The sequence below is a fragment of the Deinococcus indicus genome (assembly GCF_002198095.1).
Classification (GTDB): Bacteria; Deinococcota; Deinococci; order Deinococcales; family Deinococcaceae; genus Deinococcus; species Deinococcus caeni.
This window is the reverse complement of the sequence record NZ_NHMK01000010.1, coordinates 184,465-203,682: the sequence shown is the minus strand read 5'-3', so window position 1 is coordinate 203,682 and position 19,218 is coordinate 184,465. Positions and strand designations below refer to the sequence as shown.

Here is a 19,218-nt window from a genome sequence, read left to right as displayed (position 1 = left end):
ACCGCAGCATAACCAAATGCCGGGCCAGGGGCTGCCTCGTCTGCGCGGCGGGTCAGCTGCCCACGCCGGGGTCACGGCCGCCACGAAGCAGCGGCGGACTCTGCCGGAATCCGCCGCTGTGCTGCCGTGTGCTACCCAGGCGCAACCATGAATTCGCTGTGAGGCTGGCGGTCAGTTCAGGACATACCCGCCGGCCAGTTCCGTGTACGTCTGCACCTGCGCGGCCTCCCAGGCGGCGTCCCGTCCGAGTTCCTCGGCCAGGATGGCGACCACGCGCGGCGCGGCCTCGATGCTGGCCCGCGCGTTCAACAGCAGCGCACGCAGGCGGCGCGACAGCACGTCCTCAGCGGTGCGGGCCTGCTCGGCGCGGGCGGCCCAGCGGACTTCGGCCTCGGTGTACGGCAACTCCGGGTGCAGCGGCGTGTCCGCGCCGGGCAGCGCCCGGATGTGCGCGGCGTCCGTGCCGTACACCTGCCAGTGATCCGCGAGATGCGTGTCGGGCGCGGCCGCCCCGTGCAGTTTCAGGCCCGCCGTGAGGCTCAGGCGCTGCGGCAGTCCGGCCTGTGCGGCGGCGCGGTTCACGGTGTCCTCGCCCATCCGGCGGTACGTGGTCCACTTGCCGCCGGTCAGGGTGATCAGGCCGCCGTCGCTGATGCGGATCACGTGATCACGCGACAGGCTCTTGGTGTCGGTGCCCTCGGCGGCCTTCACCAGCGGACGCAGCCCGGCGTACACGCTGCGCACGTCCGCGCGGGTGGGGGCCGGGTCCAGGTACTGCGCGGCCGTCTTCAGGATGAACTCGACCTCCTCGGGCAGCGCGCGGGGTTCCACGTTCGTCTCGGGCAGGGGCGTGTCGGTCGTGCCGATCACCACGTGGTCGTGCCAGGGAACGGCGAACAGCACGCGGCCGTCGTCGGTGCGGGGCACCATGACGGCGCTGTCGCCCGGCAGGAAGCGGCGGTCCACGACCACATGCACGCCCTGACTGGGCGAGAGCATGGGCTTGACGGCCGGGTTCTCCATGCGGCGCACGTCGTCCACGAACACGCCCGTGGCGTTCACGACGGCCCGCGCGCGCACCGCGTGCTCCTGCCCGGTCTCCAGGTCACGGAAGCGGGCGCCCGTGACCCTGCCGCCGTCCTTGATCAGGCCCACGACCGGCGCGTGGTTCAGGGCCACGCCGCCGTGATCCTCCAGCGTGCGCAGCAGCGTGATGGCCAGCCGCGCGTCGTCGAACTGCCCGTCGAAGTACAGGATGCCGCCCTTGAGGGCCGCCTTCTTCAGCGTGGGCGTGCGTTCCAGCGCCTGCGCCCGGTTCACGTAGCGGCTGGCTTTCAGGTTCAGTTTCCCGGCCAGCAGGTCGTACATCTTCAGGCCGATGCCGTAGAAGGGCGCCGCCCACCACTTGTAGGCAGCGATCAGGAACCCCAGGTCGTGCACCAGATGGGGCGCGTTCTGCTTGAGCAGGCCGCGCTCGTGCAGCGCCTCGCGCACCAGGGACACGTTCCCCTGCGCGAGGTACCGCACGCCGCCGTGCACCAGTTTGGTCGAGCGGCTGCTGGTGCCCTTGGCGTAATCGTGCGATTCGAGCAGCAGCACGCTATAGCCGCGTGTGGCCGCCTCGACGGCCGTTCCCAGGCCCGACGCGCCGCCCCCGATGACCAGCAGGTCCCAGGTCTGATCGGCGGTGGCGGCGTGCAGGGCGGCAGTACGGGGATCGGTGATGCGGTGTGTGGTCATGGTCGAACCTTCTTTCTGGAGTGGGAAGCTGTGGCGCTGCGAGCCGGAGAATGCAGTGGAGGGCGTAGGCCACTCCAGGGGACCCTCCTGCCCTCTTTTGAACGCATGTTCTCACACTCGGAACGTTTGTTCAGTGGGGCTGCCTACATCATTTCTTCGGACGTTCCCTCTGCCTTCGTGCGGCCTCTGCGGCCTTCGGCAGGCAGTGGGCAGACCCGGTGGTGTGCTTAGCGACGGACCGGGGAGCCTGCGGTCATGACCCGCTCCCGGAACGACGATCCCGGACCGCTGGTGGGTGGCGATCCGGGATCGGGGTCAGGGCGACGTAGCGCGGAACCGGCTCAGCTGTCGGCTTCGGCCCACTCGCGGCTGCGCTCGACCGCCTTGCGCCAGCGGCGCATCAGGCGCGCACGCTCGTCCGCCTGCATCTGCGGCTCGAAGGTGCGGTCCACCTGCCACTGGCGGGTGATGTCGTCCGTGCCATTCCAATACCCGACCGCCAGACCCGCCAGGTAGGCGGCGCCCAGCGCGGTCGTCTCCGTGACCTTCGGACGGACCACCGGCACGCCCAGGATGTCCGCCTGGAACTGCATCATCAGGTTGTTGTTGCTGGCCCCGCCGTCCACGCGCAGTTCCTTGAGGGGCGCGCCGCTGTCCTGCTGCATGGCGTCCAGCAGCTCCGCCGATTGGAAGGCGATGCTCTCCAGGGCCGCGCGGGCAATGTGCGCGGCGGTCGTGCCGCGCGTCAGGCCCACCATGGTGCCGCGCGCGTAGCTGTCCCAGTACGGTGCGCCCAGCCCGACGAAGGCCGGTACCAGGAACACGCCGTCACTGTCCGGCACGCTGGTCGCCAGCGCCTCGACCTCGGTGCTGGAGCGGATGATGCCCAGCCCGTCGCGCAGCCACTGAACCACGGCGCCCGCCACGAACACCGAACCTTCCAGCGCGTAGGTGCGCTGGCCTTCCAACTGCCACGCGACGGTGGTCAGCAGCTTGTTCTGGCTGGGAACGGCTTCCTGCGCGGTGTTCATCAGCATGAAGCAGCCGGTGCCGTAGGTGTTCTTCGCCATACCGCGCTCCAGGCAGGCCTGCCCGAAGGTCGCGGCCTGCTGGTCGCCGGCGATCCCGGCGATCTTCACGCGTGCGCCCAGCAGGCCCTCGGCCGTCTCGCCGTACACTTCCGAGGAGTTACGGACCTCGGGCAGCAGGGCGCGCGGCACGTTCAGCAGGGCCAGCAGTTCGTCGTCCCAGTCGCCGGTATGAATGTTGTACAGCAGCGTGCGGCTGGCGTTGGTGGCGTCCGTGATGTGCAGCTCGCCGCCGGTCAGGTTGAAGATCAGCCAGGAATCCACCGTCCCGAAGGCCAGTTCGCCGCGCTCGGCGCGTTCACGGGCGCCGTCCACGTGGTCCAGAATCCACTTGACCTTGGTGCCGCTGAAGTACGCGTCGATCAGCAGGCCGGTCTTCTGCTGGATCATCTCGGCGCGGCCGGCGGCGCGCAGGGCGTCGCACTCGCTGGCGGTGCGGCGGTCCTGCCACACGATGGCGTTGTGGATGGGCTTGCCGGTCGCGCGGTCCCACACGACCACCGTCTCGCGCTGGTTGGTGATGCCGATGGCGGCGATGTCGCTGGCCTTCAGGCCCGCCCCGCTGATGGCTTCCTGCGCCACGCCGATCTGGGTGCTCCAGATCTCGCTGGCGTCGTGCTCGACCCAGCCGGGGCGGGGGAAGATCTGCCGGAATTCCTTCTGCGCGGTGCGGACGATGTTGGCGTCCTGATCGAACACGATGGCGCGGCTGCTGGTGGTGCCCTGGTCGAGGGCGAGGATGAATTTGCTCATGCTGGACTCCTGTGAGGTTCGGCTGAGAGCCTGAGAGGGGCGAGGGCCGCGTGCGGGACGGCGGGTGTCTAGCGGCGGGTGTCCGCGTTGTAGGCGGGGTCGGCGCCCTGGATGCCCTGGTGGGCTTCGCCGGCCCGCAGCAGGGGTTTGCCGATGAACGTATCGTAGATCAGCGCGCCGATGACCGCGCCGACGACCGGGCCGATCACGGGCACCAGCCACACGCCGTTCTCGAAGCCGGTGTTGCGGAACCCGGCGACCAGGGCGAACAGGCGCGGCCCCAGGTCGCGGGCCGGGTTGATGGCGTAGCCGTGCATGCCGCCGAAGCTCATGCCGACCGCCATGACCACGAACGCCACGGCCAGCGCGCCCCAGGCCGCCCCGGCCGGGTTGTTCAGCTTGTCGCCGATGGCGAGGATCAGGGCCATGAGCAGCGCGGTGCCCACCACCTGGTCGATGAAGCCGGGCCAGAAGCCGGGCACCGCCGGGAAGGTGCTGAAGATGCCGGTCGTGTTGTCGAGTTGCGGGTCGAAGCCCAGCCACTTGGCGTGGTAGACGGCGAAGACGATGGCGGCGCCCAGGAACGCGCCGAGGAACTGCCCGGCGAAGTAGTGCGGCGCCTTGGCCCAGGGGAAGCGGCCAGTGACGGCCAGGGCGATGGTGACGGCCGGGTTCAGGTGCGCGCCGCTGATGGTCCCGGAGATGAAGATGCCCATCAGGACCGCGAAGCCCCAGCCGAGCGTGATGTTCGTGTACCCGCCGTTCACGATCTGGCCGGGAATGGCCGGGTCGGTGGACTGGAACAGCACCACCATGGCGACGACCCCGCATCCGAACAGGATGAGGACCAGTGTGCCGAGCAGCTCGGCCATGAATTCCTGAGAAGCCTTGAATGTCATACGTGTTCCTCCGGGTGCGGTCAGGGCGGCCCGCCTTCCCGGAGCGCGTCCTGTGACGACATGGGGTCGCCACGTGCAGAACACGCTCTGGGACGCGGACTGTCACCGCGGGTGGGTTGTTGATGCAGCCATCTTCCCCGGACATTGAACAGATGTCAAGCCGTTATGAACAGACGTTCAAGGGACGGGTGACGGATCATACGGACTGCCGTTTGTTTCGCCGACAACCCGGAACATCGCCGGTTTGTCAGCTCCACGTCCGGAGGGGCGCTTCTCTCCCACTCTACGGAGCAGCTCTACGAGTCGCATCCGTTCGGACCCGACGGGCTTTGCAGCCCATTCAATCGGAGTCCGTATCAGATCCGGAAGGGCATCCGGCTCAACGCGCCTCAGGACGCGTATGCTGCCGGGCGTGAACGACGTCACCACGGACACCCAGGCCGCGCAGGTCGCCCGCCTGTACTACGTCCAGGGCCTGACCACCGACGCCATCGCGCGGGAACTCGGTCTGTCCCGCCCGAAAGTCTCCCGCCTGCTCTCGCACGCCCGCCGGACCGGACTGGTCGAGATCCGCATCCACGACCCGCAGGCACAGCCGCAGAGCCTGGAGGCGCAGCTGCGCGCCACCTACCCGTTCCTGACACCGCACGTGATCCGCGTGCCGCCGGGCAGCAGCGAGTCGGTGTGGCTCGAGCGCGTCTCGGTCGCGGCGGCCACGCTGCTGGGGCAGACGTTGCGGGCCGGGCAGACGGTCGGGCTGGCGTGGGGGACCACGCTGGACGCCGTGTCCCGCCACCTCACGCCCCGCCACGTTCCGGACCTGGAGTTCGTGCAGCTGAACGGCAGCGCCAGCGCCCGCGACTTCATGAGCGGTTTCGTGACCGACACCGTCACCCGCTTCGCCGGGAATTACGGCGCCCGCGCGCATCTGTTCCCGGTGCCGACCTTCTTCGACGATCCGCTGACCAAGCAGGCCATGTGGCGGGAACGCAGCGTCCGGCACGTCCTGGAACTGCAGGAACGGGCGGACGTGCTGGTGTACTCGGTCGGCGCGGCCGACGCGAAGCTGCCCAGTCACGTGTACGTCGCCGGGTACCTCGACCCGGCGGACCAGCAGACCCTGGCGGAGCAGGGCGTGGCGGGCGACATCGCCACCGTCTTCTACCGCGCCGACGGCACCTTCGGCGGGATCCCCATGAACGCCCGCAGCAGCGGCCCGGACCTGAGCCTGATCGCCCGCGCCTCGCAGTCCATCTGCGTGGTCAGCGGTCTGGGCAAGGTGGGGGCGCTGCGCGGCGCGCTGGCCGGCGGCCTGATGCGGACCCTGGTCGTGGACGAACCCACCGCGCACGCTCTGCTGCACGGCCTGCCCGGCTGAACCCTCCCGGCCTGACCGAAAGAGCCGCGCAAGCCCCTCCCCTTAGGGGATGGGGCATGTCACGGATTGTTCTCAGGCGACGGCAGAGCCAGCCAGTAAGCTGAAGTGTGGACACTTCTCTGAGCATCCTGGACAACGCACCAGCGAGCACCATGAACCGCGACGCGGCGGCGCGGGATCTGCTGGGCCTCACGGCAGCGGCGCTGGCCTCACCGGACCTGGCCGGGGGCGTCACTCCCACCCTGGAAAAACTCGTGAACGACACGGCCGCAGTGGGATCGGCCTACTTCCAGACCGATACGCGCGCCCTGACGTACAGCGTGCGCGCCGCCACGGGTGCCATGCCGCAGACAGCTGGAATGCAGGCCGTCGCCGCTCACGGCCTGCCGGCCGACACGCCCCTGATGCGCGCCCTGGAACGCGCGCAGGCCCCGCTGTTCTTCGACGATACGCGCCGCAGCCCGGAAACGCAGGGCTTCCCGGAACTGGGCGTCGCCAGTGTCGCCGCCGCCCCCGTCCGGAGCGCGGACGGCCGGCTGCTGGGTGCGTTCCTGATGCACACCTTCGAACCGCACGTCTGGCAGACGCAGGAGGCCACGCTGTTCAGCGTGGTGTGCGGCACCGTCGCGGCGCTGGCAGGCCGACTGGCCGCTGAGGAGGAAGCCCGCGCCGCCCGTGAGGCCGCCCTGCGCGCCCTGGGGCTGGCGCTCGAGGCGCGGGACCGGGAAACACAGGGGCACACGGACCGTGTCACCGAACTCGCCATGCGTTTCGCCCGTCGCCTCGGCTGGACCGCCGCCGCCTGCGAGCCGCTGCGCTGGGGCGCTTACCTGCATGACATCGGCAAGATCGCCATTCCGGACGCGGTTCTGCTGAAACCCGGCCGTCTGAGCCCCGAGGAATGGACCGTCATGCGATCGCATGTGGATGCTGGGGTCAGGTTCGCGCAGGCCCTGAACTTCCTGCCCGCCGGGGCCATGGCCCTCATTCAGGATCATCATGAACGCTGGGACGGTGGCGGTTACCCCCGCGGTCTCGCCGGGGAGCAGATCAGTTCCGAAGGTCGCCTGTTTGCCCTGTGTGACGTCTATGACGCCCTGACCAGTGACCGGCCGTACCGGTCAGCCTGGACGCACGCACAGACGGCAGAGGAACTTCGCCGCCTGTCCGGCGTTCAGTTCGATCCAGAACTGGTTGAGACCTTTATCGCGCTGACCGAGACGGTGGCCGACTGAGGCCCGCTCTCCCGGCAGGCCTGACCAGGACTGCCGGCACTCAGCCGCCGAACTGCGCGCCGGCGTACCGCGCGGCTGCCTCGGCGTGATCCCGCTGCTGCACGTTGACGCCCGGCAACGCCCGGCCGAGCGCGGCGGCCAGCAGCGGCGAGCGCAGCGCCCCTCCAGTCGCCGTGACCGGCAGCGGCCCAGCCTGCTCCTGCACGCGCCGCGCCAATTCCGCCAGGGACTGCGCGGCCTCCTCGATCAGGTGGGAGGCTTCGGCGTCGCCCGCCTCGGCCGCGCGGGATACGGCCGGCGCGAGCCGCGCCACCGCCGACGCACCCGGATCCCCATACGTGAAGCTTCGCAGGGTGTCCCAGTCGGTGCCGCCCGTGACGGCCCTCACCTCGCGCGCCAGTGGTGAGTCGGGTTCCTGACCCCGGTCGATCGCGGCGGTCAGGACCCGCAGCGCCGCGCGGCCCAGACTGAAGCCCGCCCCGTCATCCCCGATCCGGTACCCGCGCCCGCCGGCCCGCACGACCTCGCCGGCGCGGCCCACGTGGTACGCCACGCTGCCGGTCCCGGCATACAGGAGCACGCCCGCGCCGGGCGACAGGTGCGAGCGGTACGCGAGGTCCAGGTCACCCTCCAGGCTCAGGTGCGCGGCGTCCACCCGCAGGGTGCCGGCCAGGGCCGCCGCGACCTGCGCCGCGCGGTCACTGCCGGCACTCAGGCCCGGCACGCCCGCGTGCGCCGCGTCAGGCCGGCCGGGCAGCGCCGCGCCCAGTTCCGCCAGGGCCGCGTCACCGGCTGGCGTGCCCAGCAGAGCCGCCGTGAACGGCGCGGTCCGCCCGGACGCGACCGACTGCCCGGCGCGCACCAGCGTCCACTTGGTGCCGCTGCCACCGGCATCCAGACCCAGCAGCAGGGGAGAGCGCGTCAAGGAATCACCATGAAACAACGTTGCATCGCAGGCATTGTGACATCCCGGCCCGCCTCCCGGCGCCGCCGGAGCGCTGGACCGGGTGCATTCCCCCCGTGCTACGGTCGGGAACGTGCCCTCAGACCGCGCCCGTCACGATGTCCGCGCCCCCGGCCCGGCGCAGCCCGCCGACCGGCGCTGGGCGGCGCTGACGCTGCTGGCCACGTCGGTCGTGCTGAGCATGTCCCCGTGGTTCTCGGCCGCCGCCGTGATCGGACAGCTGCGCGCCGAGTGGACGGTCAGCGAGGGCGCCTCGGCATGGCTGACGCTGGCCGTGCAGCTGGGCTTCGTGGCCGGCGCGGTCCTGAGCGCCGCCCTGAACCTCCCGGACCGCGCGCCCCCCCGCACCCTGATCGCGCTGGGGTCCCTGGTGGCCGCCGCCGCGAACGCCGCGCTGCTGATCGCCCCCGGCGCCCTGGCCGGTACCGGCCTGCGCGCCCTGACCGGCGCGGCCCTGGCGCTGGTGTACCCGGTCACGCTGAAACTCATGAGCGTCCACTTCACGCGCGGGCGCGGACTGGCGCTGGGCATCATGGTGGGCGCCCTGACGCTCGGCGGGTCGCTCCCGCACCTCGTCAACGGCCTGGGCGGCGCGGACTGGCGCAGCGTGATCGCCGTGACCAGCCTGCTGGCCGCGCTGGGCGGCGCGCTCGCCCTGACCGTCCCGCCCGGCCCGCGCGCCGCGCCGCCCGCCGCGTTCCGGCCCGCGCAGGCCTGGCAGTCCGTCACGCGCGGCGGCGTGGGCCTCGCCACCCTCGGGTACCTGGGGCACATGTGGGAACTGTACGCCCTGTGGACCTGGTTCGGCGTGTACTTCGCGGGCGTCCTGAGCGGCCCCGGCGCCGCCACGCAGGCCCCGCTCGCCACGGCGCTCGTCGTCGGGGTCGGTGCGCTCGGCTGCGTGCTGGGCGGCGTCCTCGGGGACCGCTGGGGCCGGGTGCGCCTCACGGTCCTGGCGATGCTCCTGTCGGGCGGCGCGGCGCTGCTGCTCGCCGCGCTCAGCTGGGCCGGCGCCGGCCCGGCGCTGCTGCTGACCGTCAGCGTGTTCTGGGGCTTCTGGATCATCGCGGACAGCGCGCAGTTCAGCACGGTCGTCAGCGAGATCGCCGACCCCGCCTACACCGGCACGGCCCTCACCGCGCAGCTCGCGCTCGGCTTCACGCTGACCGCCCTGAGCATCGCGCTGGTCCCGGTCCTGGCAGGCGCCGCCGGCTGGCCCGCCGTGTTCGCTGTGCTGGCCGCCGGGCCGCTGCTGGGCGCCTGGGCCATGACCCGCCTGGGCCGCCATCCGGACGCTGCCCGCATCGGCGGCGGACGCGGGTAGGGTGACTCATACGGACTCCGATTGAATGGGCTGTAAAGCCCGCTGAGTGCGAGCGAGGCGGGTGGGAGCAACGCGCCCCTCCGGGCGTGGAGCCGGCAGGGGCGGTGAAGTGCCGGATTGCCGGCGAAACAAACAGCAGTCCGTATCAGCGGCCGGGTGTCAGGACGTCCGCTGCCCGCACGGTCACGTAGGGGATCAGTCCGGCGGCGCGGGCGCGGGCGTACAGCGGCCCGATCAGCGCCTTCCGGTCTGCGTAATCGACGGTGAACACTGGTTTGCCCTGGGTCTTCCAGCGGGCGAATTCGGCCAGCAGCTGCGACTGCCGGCCGGGTTCGGTGGGTGTGTTCATGGCGTACATGAACGTCTCCTCGTGCCCCAGGGCGTCCACGCACGGCCCGTAACGCGCCTCGCGGATCAGGTCCGGGGCGTTCTGCGGCACGATCAGGAACTGTGGGTCGCGGGCGCGGGCGTGCGCGGCGACGCGGCACACCCAGGCGACCATCTGGTCGCGCGCCCCCGCCCGGTCTGGGTGACGTTCGAAGGCGTCCACGAGATCGAGGTAGACCCCATCGAACCCGGAGTCCATCAGGCGGTCCAGGCTGCCCAGCGCGGTCGTCTGCCACTGGGGATGCCAGTACGCCACGTCGTAATTTCCGGGCCAGTCCGGGGCCTCGCCGAGCAGCCATTCGGGTGGGCGCTGGGTCCACCCGGCCTGCCAGTACGGGCGGTAGTTCTCGGCCGCGCCGATGCTCAGGTATCCGAGGAGCAAGCGGTCCGGCTGACCGGTCCGGTGGCGCGCGGCGCGCAGCTCGGCCGGTGGCCACGGCGCGCCGCTGTCGTCTGCGGCGTCCACGACCACCAGATCGAACCCGGACGCCGCGACCGGTCCCAGCCGCGCCGGGCCGTACCCGGTGAGCTGGTACCCCCAGGTCCGTGCCCCGAGCAGGCGGGAGTGCCGGGTGGCGTCGGTGCCGGGCACGGTGCGGTCGGCCGCGCTGCCGGACCCTGCCGCGCAGCCGCTCAGCAGCACACCCGTCAGCAGCGGGCCGATCAGGTGCGGGCGCACGGCTGGCCTCCGGGAAGCGGGACCGCTCCGCCCGGTGTGGGCGCGGACAGGTCGGTGGGGCGGGAGAGGGCGCGGTCGGTGACGAAGGTGGTCAGGCCGCAGGCGGCGGCGCGGGCATGCGCGGCGGCCGCGAGCGCCGGCGTGTCCGCGTAGTCCAGCGCCGTCACCGGCAGGCCGTGGCGGCGCAGTTCGCCCAGCCAGTGGGCGGTGTACGCCAGTCCGTCCGGCGGGTGCAGCGCCGGAACGGGCGTATGGGTGGTGCTGAACGCCTCGATCAGCACGCCGTCCACCAGCGAGGCCAGTTCCGGCAGCAGCGTGAACCCCCGGTTGGCGATCAGGGTCACGTGCGGCCAGCGGGCGCGCAGCGCGCCCAGCAGCGCCCGCGTGCCGGGCGGGTCGCTGCCGTCGAGGGTGTCGAGCAGCAGTCCGTCCGTGTGCGCCAGCGCCCGCGCGGCCCGGTCCAGCAGCGCCCGCCGCCACTGCGGATGCCGGACGTCCACGGCCACGCTGCCCCACGCGGGGTTCACCTGCCGGTGGTACGGGGCGCTGCCGGGCGTGCAGGGCCAGGTACCCAGCGGGTGGTCCTCTCCCACGCTGAGGTACCCCAGCACGCGCGTGCCGCGCCGCAGCGACTGCAGCTGCGCGCCGCTGTACAGGCCCGCCTGCACGGCCACGCAGGCGTGCCGGCCCAGCGCCTGCAGCGCGGCCGGACCGGGAGGGCCGTAGTACACCGCCAGGGCGGCGCGGCCCTCCAGGGTCGGGACGGGAACGCCCACGTTCAGCGGGGCGTGACCGGCACGTCGAGACTGCCGCTCAGGTCGTAGCGGGCGGTCCGGACCCCGCCGTAGAGCGCGCCGCTGCTCGCCCCGGTCAGTGTGACGGGCACCGTGCCGGCGCTGCTGGTCAGGCGGACGGTCCCGGCGGCGCGGTTCCACGTGCCGCTCAGGGTGCCGGCGGCGCGGGCCTTCAGTTCGGCCGTGTGCCGCCGGACGTGAGCGCCCAGATCGTCCCAGCGCAGGGTGTTCAGCGGCAGGGTGCTGTAGGTGCTGTACTTGGCGAGCGTGGCCTGCACCCAGTCGGTCGAGAGGCTCTTGCCGCCCGCGTACTGCCGCAGGTTCGGCTGGTGCATGAAATGCGGGAACGCCGCGCCGCTCAGGACGTGCGAGAGCCCCTGGTCGCTCTCGCGGTCCAGGAATTCCGCGTACGTCAGGTTGCGGTCCCAGTACGGGAAGCGGCCGCCCGGCCCGTACAGGCTGTTGTAGAAGGCGGTCGCCTCGTCGGGCGTGGTCACGTGGTACGCCACGCCGTTCGGCCAGCGCGGCACCAGGAACAGCTCCGGGCGGAGCGGGTGGGGCACGCCGCAACTGGGGCACTGCGCGTCCCGGTGGCTGGCGACACTGTGGTCCGACGCCAGGAACGTCACGCCGTTCCCGAGTGCGGCCGACAGCAGGTTCGGGTTGCTGCGGGTCAGCCCCAGGTCCTGTTTGGGGCCGGCGTCCTCCTCGTTGCGGGTGCCGTCGTCGTTCGGGTCCATGAACCCCAGGCCGCTGTGCTCGCCGGTCACGAGGGACGCGCGGCTCATCCTCAGGCCCAGTTTCGTGCCGACCGTCAGGTTGTCGCGGATCTGCGCGTCGGCGGTGGAGAGCGGCATGACGTCCATGCGCGGGTGGTCCAGGGTGTGGTTGACCCAGTCGAACTGGGTGTTCAGGCAGCGGGCGACGCTGCTGAGCAGGTCGCGGGTCAGCCACGGCAGGTTGCTGCACAGCGTGGGAACGCCGGTGTTCGCGCCGCCCCCGTTGAACATCAGCGCGTACCGGAAGTTCGGCGCGGCCGGGTAACTGCCGCGCAGGCGGTCCTGCTGCGCGCGGACGTTCAGCAGGTCCGTGCCCGACAGCCGGAACGGCGTGGTCAGGGTCAGGTTGCTGGTCAGGTGATCCCCGGCGATGAACACGTCGTCGATGTCCACCTGCAGGAACCGGCGGTGCTCGCCGAGGTGCACGCCGCGCGTCAGCCACTGCGCCAGCCCGCGCCCCAGCAGCTGCGAGTGCAGCAGCGCGGCGTTCTGGGCGCTGGTCAGGATCAGGCGTTCGCGCCCGTCGGCGCTGGTGCTCGTGGCGGCCAGCACCCGCCCGGCCGGGTCGGTGGCGAGCACCTGGGTGGTCACGCCCGGCACGCCCTGCAACGCGGACGGGTAGGTGTACGCGTACAGGATGGGAATCGCGGCGGTTTTCAGGTCGCCGAACACGCCCTGCCCGTCGGCGTTCAGGCGCAGCGAGGTCGTGGACGTCTCGGCGCCCGGCACGTACCGCAGGCCGTAATCTTCCGGGACGGTGCCGGGCGCGCCGTACAGCGTCAGTTGCCGCACCCGGAAGGTCCGTTCGTACTCGAACAGCGCGGCCCACTCGGCGCTGTCGAGCGCGCTCGGGTACGTGCCGTCGCCGGGATTCATGATCAGCGCCCCGTCGGTCAGGACGACGCCCTGGTAGCGCCCGCTGCCGTCCGGGGCGATCAGGGTGTCCATGGTCAGGGGCGCGCGGCTCGCGTCCAGCACGTCGTGGGGAATGCCGGACTGGTCGAGCAGCGCGCGGGCCGCGCCGACGCCGTAATCGCCGGGCCCGCTGCTGAGGACCAGGACCTTCAGGGCCACCCGGTCGGGCTGCACGTTCGCCGGGAGCGCCTGCACCCGCAGGCCGGGCGTGACGGTCGCCGGACCCAGGGCCGCGCCGCCGGGCAGGCGGGACCGGTCCGGTCCAGGCGCGGCCAGCGAGTGCTCGCCGTGACTGACGGTGTCCGTGACGTTCCCGGAGGCGGGGTCTTCGGTGGGGGCGGGCGTGGCTGGCGCGGCAGGGCGGCCGCAGGCGGCGAGGGTCAGGGTCAGGAGGGTCAGGGCCAGCGTGGGAGCCGCAGTGCGTCGGTTCATGGGAAACTCCTGGGGGAAAGGGGCGGGCCGGGCGGTCAGGTCAGGACGGGCCGGTCCGTCAGGCGGCGCAGGCTGTCGCCGAAGGAGTGACGGGCGCGGAAGCCGGTCGCGTGCAGGCGGGTCAGGTCGGCGCGCTGGTACGGCACGTCGCTGCTGCGGGGACTGCCCGGCGCGTCCTCGAGGATCGCGCCTCCGTACCCGAGGCGCGCGGCCAGTTCCGTGATCAGGTCACGCACCGGGCGGGCCTCGCCGCTGCCGACGTTGATCACGTCCGGCAGTTCCTGCGTGGCGCTCGCCTGCAACCGGTCCAGCAGGTGCAGCGCGGCGCGGGCGGCGTCGCGGGCGTCAATGAAGTCCCGCCGCGCACCCAGCGGCCCGAACCGCACCGAATCCAGCCGGAGCTGCGCGGCCTGCCGCAGTTCACGGGCGGCCCGGCCGGGCAGGGTGTGCTCCCCGACGCCCTCCCCGAGCGGGTTGGTCAGGCGCAGGGCGGCGGCGCGGACCCGTCCCTGCTGCACGGCCCGTTGCAGGGCCTGCGTGGCGCGCAGTTTGCTCTGTCCGTACGCCGAGAGCGGGCGGGGTTCGTCGGTTTCCTGCGAGGCGTGCCCTTCCGGCGTGCGGCCGTACTCGGCGGCCGAGGCGAAGGTCACGAGCGGCACGTGCAGGCGCGCGGCTCCGTCCAGCGCAGCGTTCAGCAGTTGCACGTTGGCTGCCTCCAGCGTCTCTTCGGGGCCGGCGGTGCGGCCGGCGGCGTTGATGACGCCGCCGCAGCCGCGCAGCAGGTCGTCCCAGTCGGCAGGGGTCAGGAGCAGCAGGTCGTCCGCGCGGCCCGGACAGCGGACCGGCCGGGCGCGCTCCCTCAGCGCCGCCGTGACGTGACGCCCCAGGAAGCCGCCCGCGCCCAGCACCACGATCGGCCCGTTCATCAGTCGGCCGCGCTGGGACTGACAGGCAGCAGCACGTGCTGCATGGTGCTCCACTGCTCGTTGGCCGTGTCGTAATCCTCGGGCCGGCCGATGTCCAGCCAGTACCCGCTGAACGGGTCGCTGCCCGGCCGCTCGCCCGCGGCAAGCAGGTCCAGGATCAGGGTGTCGAACCCCAGCACCTGCCCCGGCTGGTAGCGGTTCAGGGTGGCGCGGGTCATGGCGTACACGCCCATGCTGACCTGAAACGGCACGCTGGGCTTCTCCCGGAACGCCACGATGTGCTTTCCGCTGTCGTCCACGCCCAGCACGCCGAACTCGCTGCGGATCTCGCGGCGGTACGTGGCGACCGTCACCGGGGCGGGCGCCTGCATGTGCCGGCGCAGGAACGCTCCGTAATCCAGGTCGGTCAGCACGTCGCCGTTCATGATCAGGAAGTGTTCCGGCAGGGCGGGCAGCAGGTTCAGCACCGGGCCGATGGTGCCCAGGGGCGTGGGCTCGTCGGTGTAGTCCACGTTCAGGCCGTAGCGGCTGCCGTCACCCACGAACGCGCGGATCAGGTGCCCCATGTGGCCGATGGCCAGCGTGACGCGCGTGAACCCATGTGCCCGCAGCTGATAAAGCACGATTTCCAGGATCGAGTGGGTGTCGCCGATCGGCACGAGCGGTTTCGGAACGCAGGTCGTGTAGGGTCGCAGGCGGGTGCCTTTTCCTCCGGCCAGAATGACTGCGTGCATGACGGCACTCCTTTTCCCACGGGCGACGGTGGGCGCGGCGAGCAGGGCGGACTGGGCTGCGGGCGGCTTCAGATGGTGTACTCGCCGACGCGGTAACGGGCGAGGTTGGCGTTGTCCGTGAACCACCCGGCGGTCCGGCGCAGGCCCTCTTCCAGCGGCACGCGCGGCTCCCAGCCGGTCAGGGCGGTCAGTTCACGGTGATCGGCGAGCAGGCGCATGACCTCGCTGCCTTCCGGGCGCAGGCGGGCGTCCTCCTGCGACACCTGCAACTCGGCGCCCATGACCTGCGCGATCAGGCGGACGGTGTCCCCGACGCTGATCTCGCGGCCCGAACCGGCGTTCAGGGTGCGGCCCAGCACCTCGGGACCCGCCTCGCCCACGGCGCGGAAGGCGCGGGCGGTGTCGGTCACGAAATTGAAGTCACGGGTGGGGCGCAGGTCGCCCAGGCGGATGTCACGCTGCCCGGCGGCCACCTGACTGATGATGGTCGGAATGACTGCGCGGGCCGACTGGCGCGGGCCGTACGTGTTGAAGGGGCGCAGCGTCACGACTGGCAGGCCGAAACTCAGGTGGTAGCTCTCGGCGAGTTTGTCCGCGCCAATCTTGGTGGCCGAGTACGGCGACTGCCCCTGCAGCGGGTGCGTCTCGTGGATGGGGACCGTGCGGGCGGTGCCGTACACCTCGCTGGTGCTGGTGTGGACCACGCGGGCCGTGCCGAGTTCGCGGGCGGCTTCCAGGACGTTCAGGGTGCCGGTCACGTTCGTCTCCACGTACGAGCGGGGCGCGACGTACGAGTACGGAATGGCGATCAGCGCCGCGAGGTGGTACGTGGTCTGCGCGCCGCGCATCAGGGCACGCACGCTGCCGGCGTCCCGCACGTCACCGAGTTGCACCTCGACATGCTGCATGACCTCCGGGCCGACCTGATCGAGCCAGCCGTACGACCCCTGCGAGTTGTAGATCGCCATGGCGCGCACGCGGTACCCGGCGCGCACGAGTTCCTCGGTGAGGTGCGAGCCGATGAAACCGTCCGCGCCGGTCACGGCCACCAGCGGGCGGGAGGAGGCGGACGTGCGGGGGGCGGCCGGAAGCAGCTGGGTCATCGGTAACTCCGGGGATCGAGGAGGGCGCGCAGCGACAGGACCGTCAGGACCGCGCAGAAGCCGAGCAGTGTCACGGTCAGGGGCGGCGTGGCGGGCGGCGCCAGCGGGGAGGCCAGCAGCGCCGCGAGCAGCAGCCACAGCCCGGTCAGCAGGGCGGCCTGCCCGTGGTTGGCCAGCCACGCGCTGAGCAGCGCGGCCGCGCCGTAGGCCGGCACCAGCGCCCAGGCGTCCGGATGAGGCCGCATCCACGCGGGAACGGGCAACTCGCCCGCCAGGAACACCCAGCCGGCCAGCGCCAGCGCGTAGGTCGCGGCGCCCAGCGGCAGGACCGGCAGCCCGGCGCGGCGCAGCGAACGCAGGTCCTGACTCTGCCGGGCCGCGTGCTGCAGTTGCCGCTGGGCGTGCCGCACGCCGGCTTCCAGCAGGCCGGTGCCGACCACCAGCGGCAGCAGCGTCCACGCGCCCAGCCGTCCGGTCAGCAGCACGAACGTCAGCGCCAGTGCCCAGCCGTACGCGGCGTGCCGCAGGTGCGGGCGCAGCGTGTCCCAGCCGGCCGGCAGGGCGCCGGACGCGCGGGTCACGCTCAGCGCGGTCAGCAGCGGCACGAGTGCGAGCAGCAGCAGCGCCAGCAGCGCGCCCGTCCGTGACGGCGCCGCCCAGACGATCCCGGCGGCCAGCAGCGGACTGGCGAACGCCCCGGCGAACAGTCCGGCGCGTCCCAGCGCCAGCAGGACGCCGGCGGCGGCCGTGGAGAGCGCCACGGCCCCCCCGACCGCCGCGCCGGACGCGACGACCCCTGCGGTCACGGTGTCCGGCGCGGCGTTCAGGGCCGCCGCGAGCCCCCCGCCGAGCACGCCGGTCAGGCCGCCCAGCAGCGTCGCCAGCCGCAGCGCCCGCCCCGGCACGCCGCGTGGCTCGGCGTGCCGGACGCCGGCGATCAGCATCGTCCAGCCCCAACCGAAGGCCGCCGCGAAGGCGAACGCGGCGGCCGCGCCGGCGCCCATCTCGCGGGCCACGAGCAGCCCCGACAGGCCCGGCAGCAGGTACAGCGGGCCGCGCAGGAGCGTCCGCCAAGGGAACGGCGGAGCGGCCGTCCGGACGGGGCGGTGCAGGGCGCGTCCGGTGCCACGCTGCCGGTACAGGCGCCCGGCCGCGTCGAACAGGCCGGCAGTGCCGTAACGGTCTCGCAGCACCTCGTCGCCCAGCCCGTCGGATTCCAGGTACGCGGCGATCTCCTCGATGTCGATTACCCGTTCCCGTTCCGGGGCGAGGGTCAGGTCGATCTCGCGCAGGCGTTCCGGCAGGTCCCCCGCTGCCCGGTCGGCCCGCAGGTCCGACCCGGCCCGGCGGGAAGCGCCCGTCTCGGACCAGCCGGCCTGAGGGAGGCCCGACAGCGCTTCCTCGCCGGGCGTCCCGCCGATCCGGACCCGTTGCAGGCCGGGGTACCCGCCGGGCGGCGGCAGGGCCTGACCGCTCACCGGGCGCTCCCGGTCAGGGCCGCCGGGTAGGCGCGGCGGTAGGCGACCAGACAGCCGTCGAGCGTGAACAGTTCCATGACCCGCTCGCGGGCCGCCGCGCCCAGCCGCTGCCGCAGAGCCGCGTCGTCCAGCAGGCGACCCAGGGCGCTGGCGACGCCCATCACGTCGCGGGGGCGGACGATCAACCCGGCGTTCCCCACCGCCTCGGGCACGCCGCCCACGCGGGTGGCGACCGGGGGGCGACCCATCGCCATCGCCTCAATCACGGTGTACGGGAAGCCCTCGCTGACGCTGGTGAGCGCCACGACCTGCCCGGCGCGGTAGGCGTCCGTGATGTCCTCCACGCGGCCCTCGAAGGTCACGCTGCCCTGGAGGCGCAGTCCGTGCGTCAGGTCCACGCAGGTCTGCGCGTAGCTCTCGTTGCCGGCGGGCGTCCCGCCGAACAGCCGCAGTTTCGCGTCGGGCCGCTGCCGGTGCACCAGATTGAACGCCCGGATCAGCGTCTCGATGTCCTTGAGCGGATCGATGCGTCCGACCCAGCTGATGACCGGTTCGGCCGGTTCCAGTTCGGCGGGCGGAAACACGTCCGGGTCAATGCCGTTGTACACGCAGCGGATCCGGCCAGGGTCGGCGCCCAGCCGCTCCTCCCAGCGGCGGTTGTACTGCGAGCCCGGCATCACCAGCGCCGCCCGGCGGTACGTCAGGCTGCACAGCAGGCGGTAGAAGCGCAGCAGCAGGCCCTTGAACCCGGCCGAGTACCCGGCGCGGCGGAATTCCAGGTAACGTTCACGCAGGTACACGCCATGCTCGGTCAGGATGAACGGCGTGCCGTGCGTCCACAGGCCGTGCAGGGCCAGCAGACCGGCGAACCCGTTGCTGACCGCGTGCCCGACCTGGGCCAGCGGCGCCGGGCTGCTCAGGGGCCGCAGGGCGTGCTCCAGCCACACCTGCACGTCCAGCGCGTCCGCCACGCTGGGTGTGGGCAGGTGCGGGTCGTCCGGCGCGCGGTCACGGCGTTGCCGGGCCGCGTGCTCACTCCAGAGCGTCAGGGTCAGGGTGGTGACCCGCCGGCCCTCGAGGGTGGCGGTGAAACCGCCGCGGCGGCCCAGGGCGCTCAGGGTCCGCAGCGCCGTCTCGAAAGCGTCGAGGTCCAGGGTGCACAGCGCGCCGATCAGGGTGCCGTAGGCGTCGGTCAGCTGACGCTGCCACGCGGGGTCGCGCGGTCCGGCGGGCGGCGGGTCGCTCCACAGCGGCACCTGCTCGGCGTGGACGTTGGCGGGCAGTTCCATCGCCGGCTGACCGTACCGCAGGCCGGAAACGGCCCGGACCTCGAAGGTGTGGTCTTCCAGTCCGCGCACCAGCTGGTCCACCCAGACGCTCACGCCTCCCTGGGCCTGTGGGTACGTGCCTTCGCTGTACAGGGCGATCCTCAGTGCGGGGGAAGCGTGGTGGCTGGTCATGGCGGACTCTCCGACCCAGGTTCAGGAACGCAGCAGTCCACACGGCGTGAGGAACTCCACAGACATCCGGCTCTGGTGAGAGAAATCATACATCATGATGTGGAATTTGTGAAGAAAATTACGCCTGCTGTCCGTCCCGGCCTGCCCCCG

At 72.2% G+C, this 19,218-nt stretch carries 15 protein-coding genes; 3 read left to right on the top strand and 12 right to left on the bottom strand.

Translation table 11 applies throughout. The features are described from left to right. Positions 1-171: 171 nt before the first annotated feature. The 3 genes from CBQ26_RS07920 to CBQ26_RS07910 form a co-directional block, all read right to left on the bottom strand. Positions 172-1,740 (bottom strand): glycerol-3-phosphate dehydrogenase/oxidase, encoded by a 1,569-nt coding sequence (locus CBQ26_RS07920; protein WP_088248102.1) that lies wholly within the window; start codon positions 1,738-1,740, stop codon positions 172-174. Between the two features lie 341 nt (positions 1,741-2,081). Then, entirely contained in the window at positions 2,082-3,581 is a 1,500-nt protein-coding gene (gene glpK / locus CBQ26_RS07915) for a glycerol kinase GlpK (RefSeq protein ID WP_088248101.1), read from the bottom strand. Positions 3,582-3,649: 68 nt separating this feature from the next. Next, positions 3,650-4,480 carry an MIP/aquaporin family protein gene (locus tag CBQ26_RS07910; protein ID WP_088248100.1) on the bottom strand — a complete coding sequence of 277 codons (831 nt, stop codon included), beginning with the start codon at positions 4,478-4,480 and terminating at the stop codon, positions 3,650-3,652. Positions 4,481-4,892: 412 nt separating this feature from the next. On the opposite strand from CBQ26_RS07910, the gene CBQ26_RS07905 reads away from it, so the two are divergent. Both CBQ26_RS07905 and CBQ26_RS07900 read left to right on the top strand, forming a co-directional pair. Then, a complete protein-coding gene (locus tag CBQ26_RS07905; protein ID WP_229844216.1) occupies positions 4,893-5,858 on the top strand; it encodes a sugar-binding transcriptional regulator in 966 nt (321 codons plus the stop codon). Positions 5,859-5,965: 107 nt separating this feature from the next. Further along, on the top strand, positions 5,966-7,093 hold the full coding sequence (locus CBQ26_RS07900) for an HD-GYP domain-containing protein (protein ID WP_229844217.1): 1,128 nt from the start codon (positions 5,966-5,968) through the stop codon (positions 7,091-7,093). Between the two features lie 40 nt (positions 7,094-7,133). Here the strand turns inward: CBQ26_RS07900 and CBQ26_RS07895 are convergent, their stop codons facing one another. Then, positions 7,134-8,018 carry an N-acetylglucosamine kinase gene (locus CBQ26_RS07895; protein ID WP_088248097.1) on the bottom strand — a complete coding sequence of 295 codons (885 nt, stop codon included), beginning with the start codon at positions 8,016-8,018 and terminating at the stop codon, positions 7,134-7,136. A 112-nt stretch (positions 8,019-8,130) separates the two neighbouring features. On the opposite strand from CBQ26_RS07895, the gene CBQ26_RS07890 reads away from it, so the two are divergent. Then, positions 8,131-9,381, top strand: a complete 1,251-nt coding sequence (locus CBQ26_RS07890) for an MFS transporter (RefSeq protein ID WP_244898003.1) — start codon at positions 8,131-8,133, stop codon at positions 9,379-9,381. Between the two features lie 145 nt (positions 9,382-9,526). Here CBQ26_RS07890 and CBQ26_RS07885 read toward each other — a convergent pair whose 3' ends face one another. The 8 genes from CBQ26_RS07885 to pelF form a co-directional block, all read right to left on the bottom strand. Beyond that, positions 9,527-10,447, bottom strand: coding sequence for an MJ1477/TM1410 family putative glycoside hydrolase (locus CBQ26_RS07885; RefSeq protein ID WP_244898002.1), 921 nt, complete (start codon positions 10,445-10,447; stop codon positions 9,527-9,529). Further along, positions 10,432-11,223, bottom strand: coding sequence for an endo alpha-1,4 polygalactosaminidase (locus tag CBQ26_RS07880; protein WP_244898001.1), 792 nt, complete (start codon positions 11,221-11,223; stop codon positions 10,432-10,434). The genes CBQ26_RS07885 and CBQ26_RS07880 overlap by 16 nt, the downstream gene beginning before the upstream one ends. Before the next feature lie 2 nt (positions 11,224-11,225). Continuing rightward, a complete protein-coding gene (locus tag CBQ26_RS07875; protein WP_088248096.1) occupies positions 11,226-13,367 on the bottom strand; it encodes an Agd3-related carbohydrate-binding protein in 2,142 nt (713 codons plus the stop codon). Between the two features lie 35 nt (positions 13,368-13,402). After that, positions 13,403-14,293 carry an NAD-dependent epimerase/dehydratase family protein gene (locus CBQ26_RS07870; protein ID WP_088248095.1) on the bottom strand — a complete coding sequence of 297 codons (891 nt, stop codon included), beginning with the start codon at positions 14,291-14,293 and terminating at the stop codon, positions 13,403-13,405. After that, positions 14,293-15,027 (bottom strand): nucleotidyltransferase family protein, encoded by a 735-nt coding sequence (locus CBQ26_RS07865; protein ID WP_172417985.1) that lies wholly within the window; start codon positions 15,025-15,027, stop codon positions 14,293-14,295. Before CBQ26_RS07865 ends, CBQ26_RS07870 begins: the two co-directional genes overlap by 1 nt. A 68-nt stretch (positions 15,028-15,095) precedes the next feature. Further along, positions 15,096-16,130 carry an SDR family NAD(P)-dependent oxidoreductase gene (locus tag CBQ26_RS07860; protein ID WP_088248093.1) on the bottom strand — a complete coding sequence of 345 codons (1,035 nt, stop codon included), beginning with the start codon at positions 16,128-16,130 and terminating at the stop codon, positions 15,096-15,098. Further along, positions 16,127-17,608 (bottom strand): hypothetical protein, encoded by a 1,482-nt coding sequence (locus CBQ26_RS07855; RefSeq protein ID WP_244898000.1) that lies wholly within the window; start codon positions 17,606-17,608, stop codon positions 16,127-16,129. Before CBQ26_RS07855 ends, CBQ26_RS07860 begins: the two co-directional genes overlap by 4 nt. Further along, positions 17,605-19,068, bottom strand: a complete 1,464-nt coding sequence (pelF, locus tag CBQ26_RS07850; protein WP_088248092.1) for a GT4 family glycosyltransferase PelF — start codon at positions 19,066-19,068, stop codon at positions 17,605-17,607. Before pelF ends, CBQ26_RS07855 begins: the two co-directional genes overlap by 4 nt. Between the last annotated feature and the right edge of the window lie 150 nt (positions 19,069-19,218).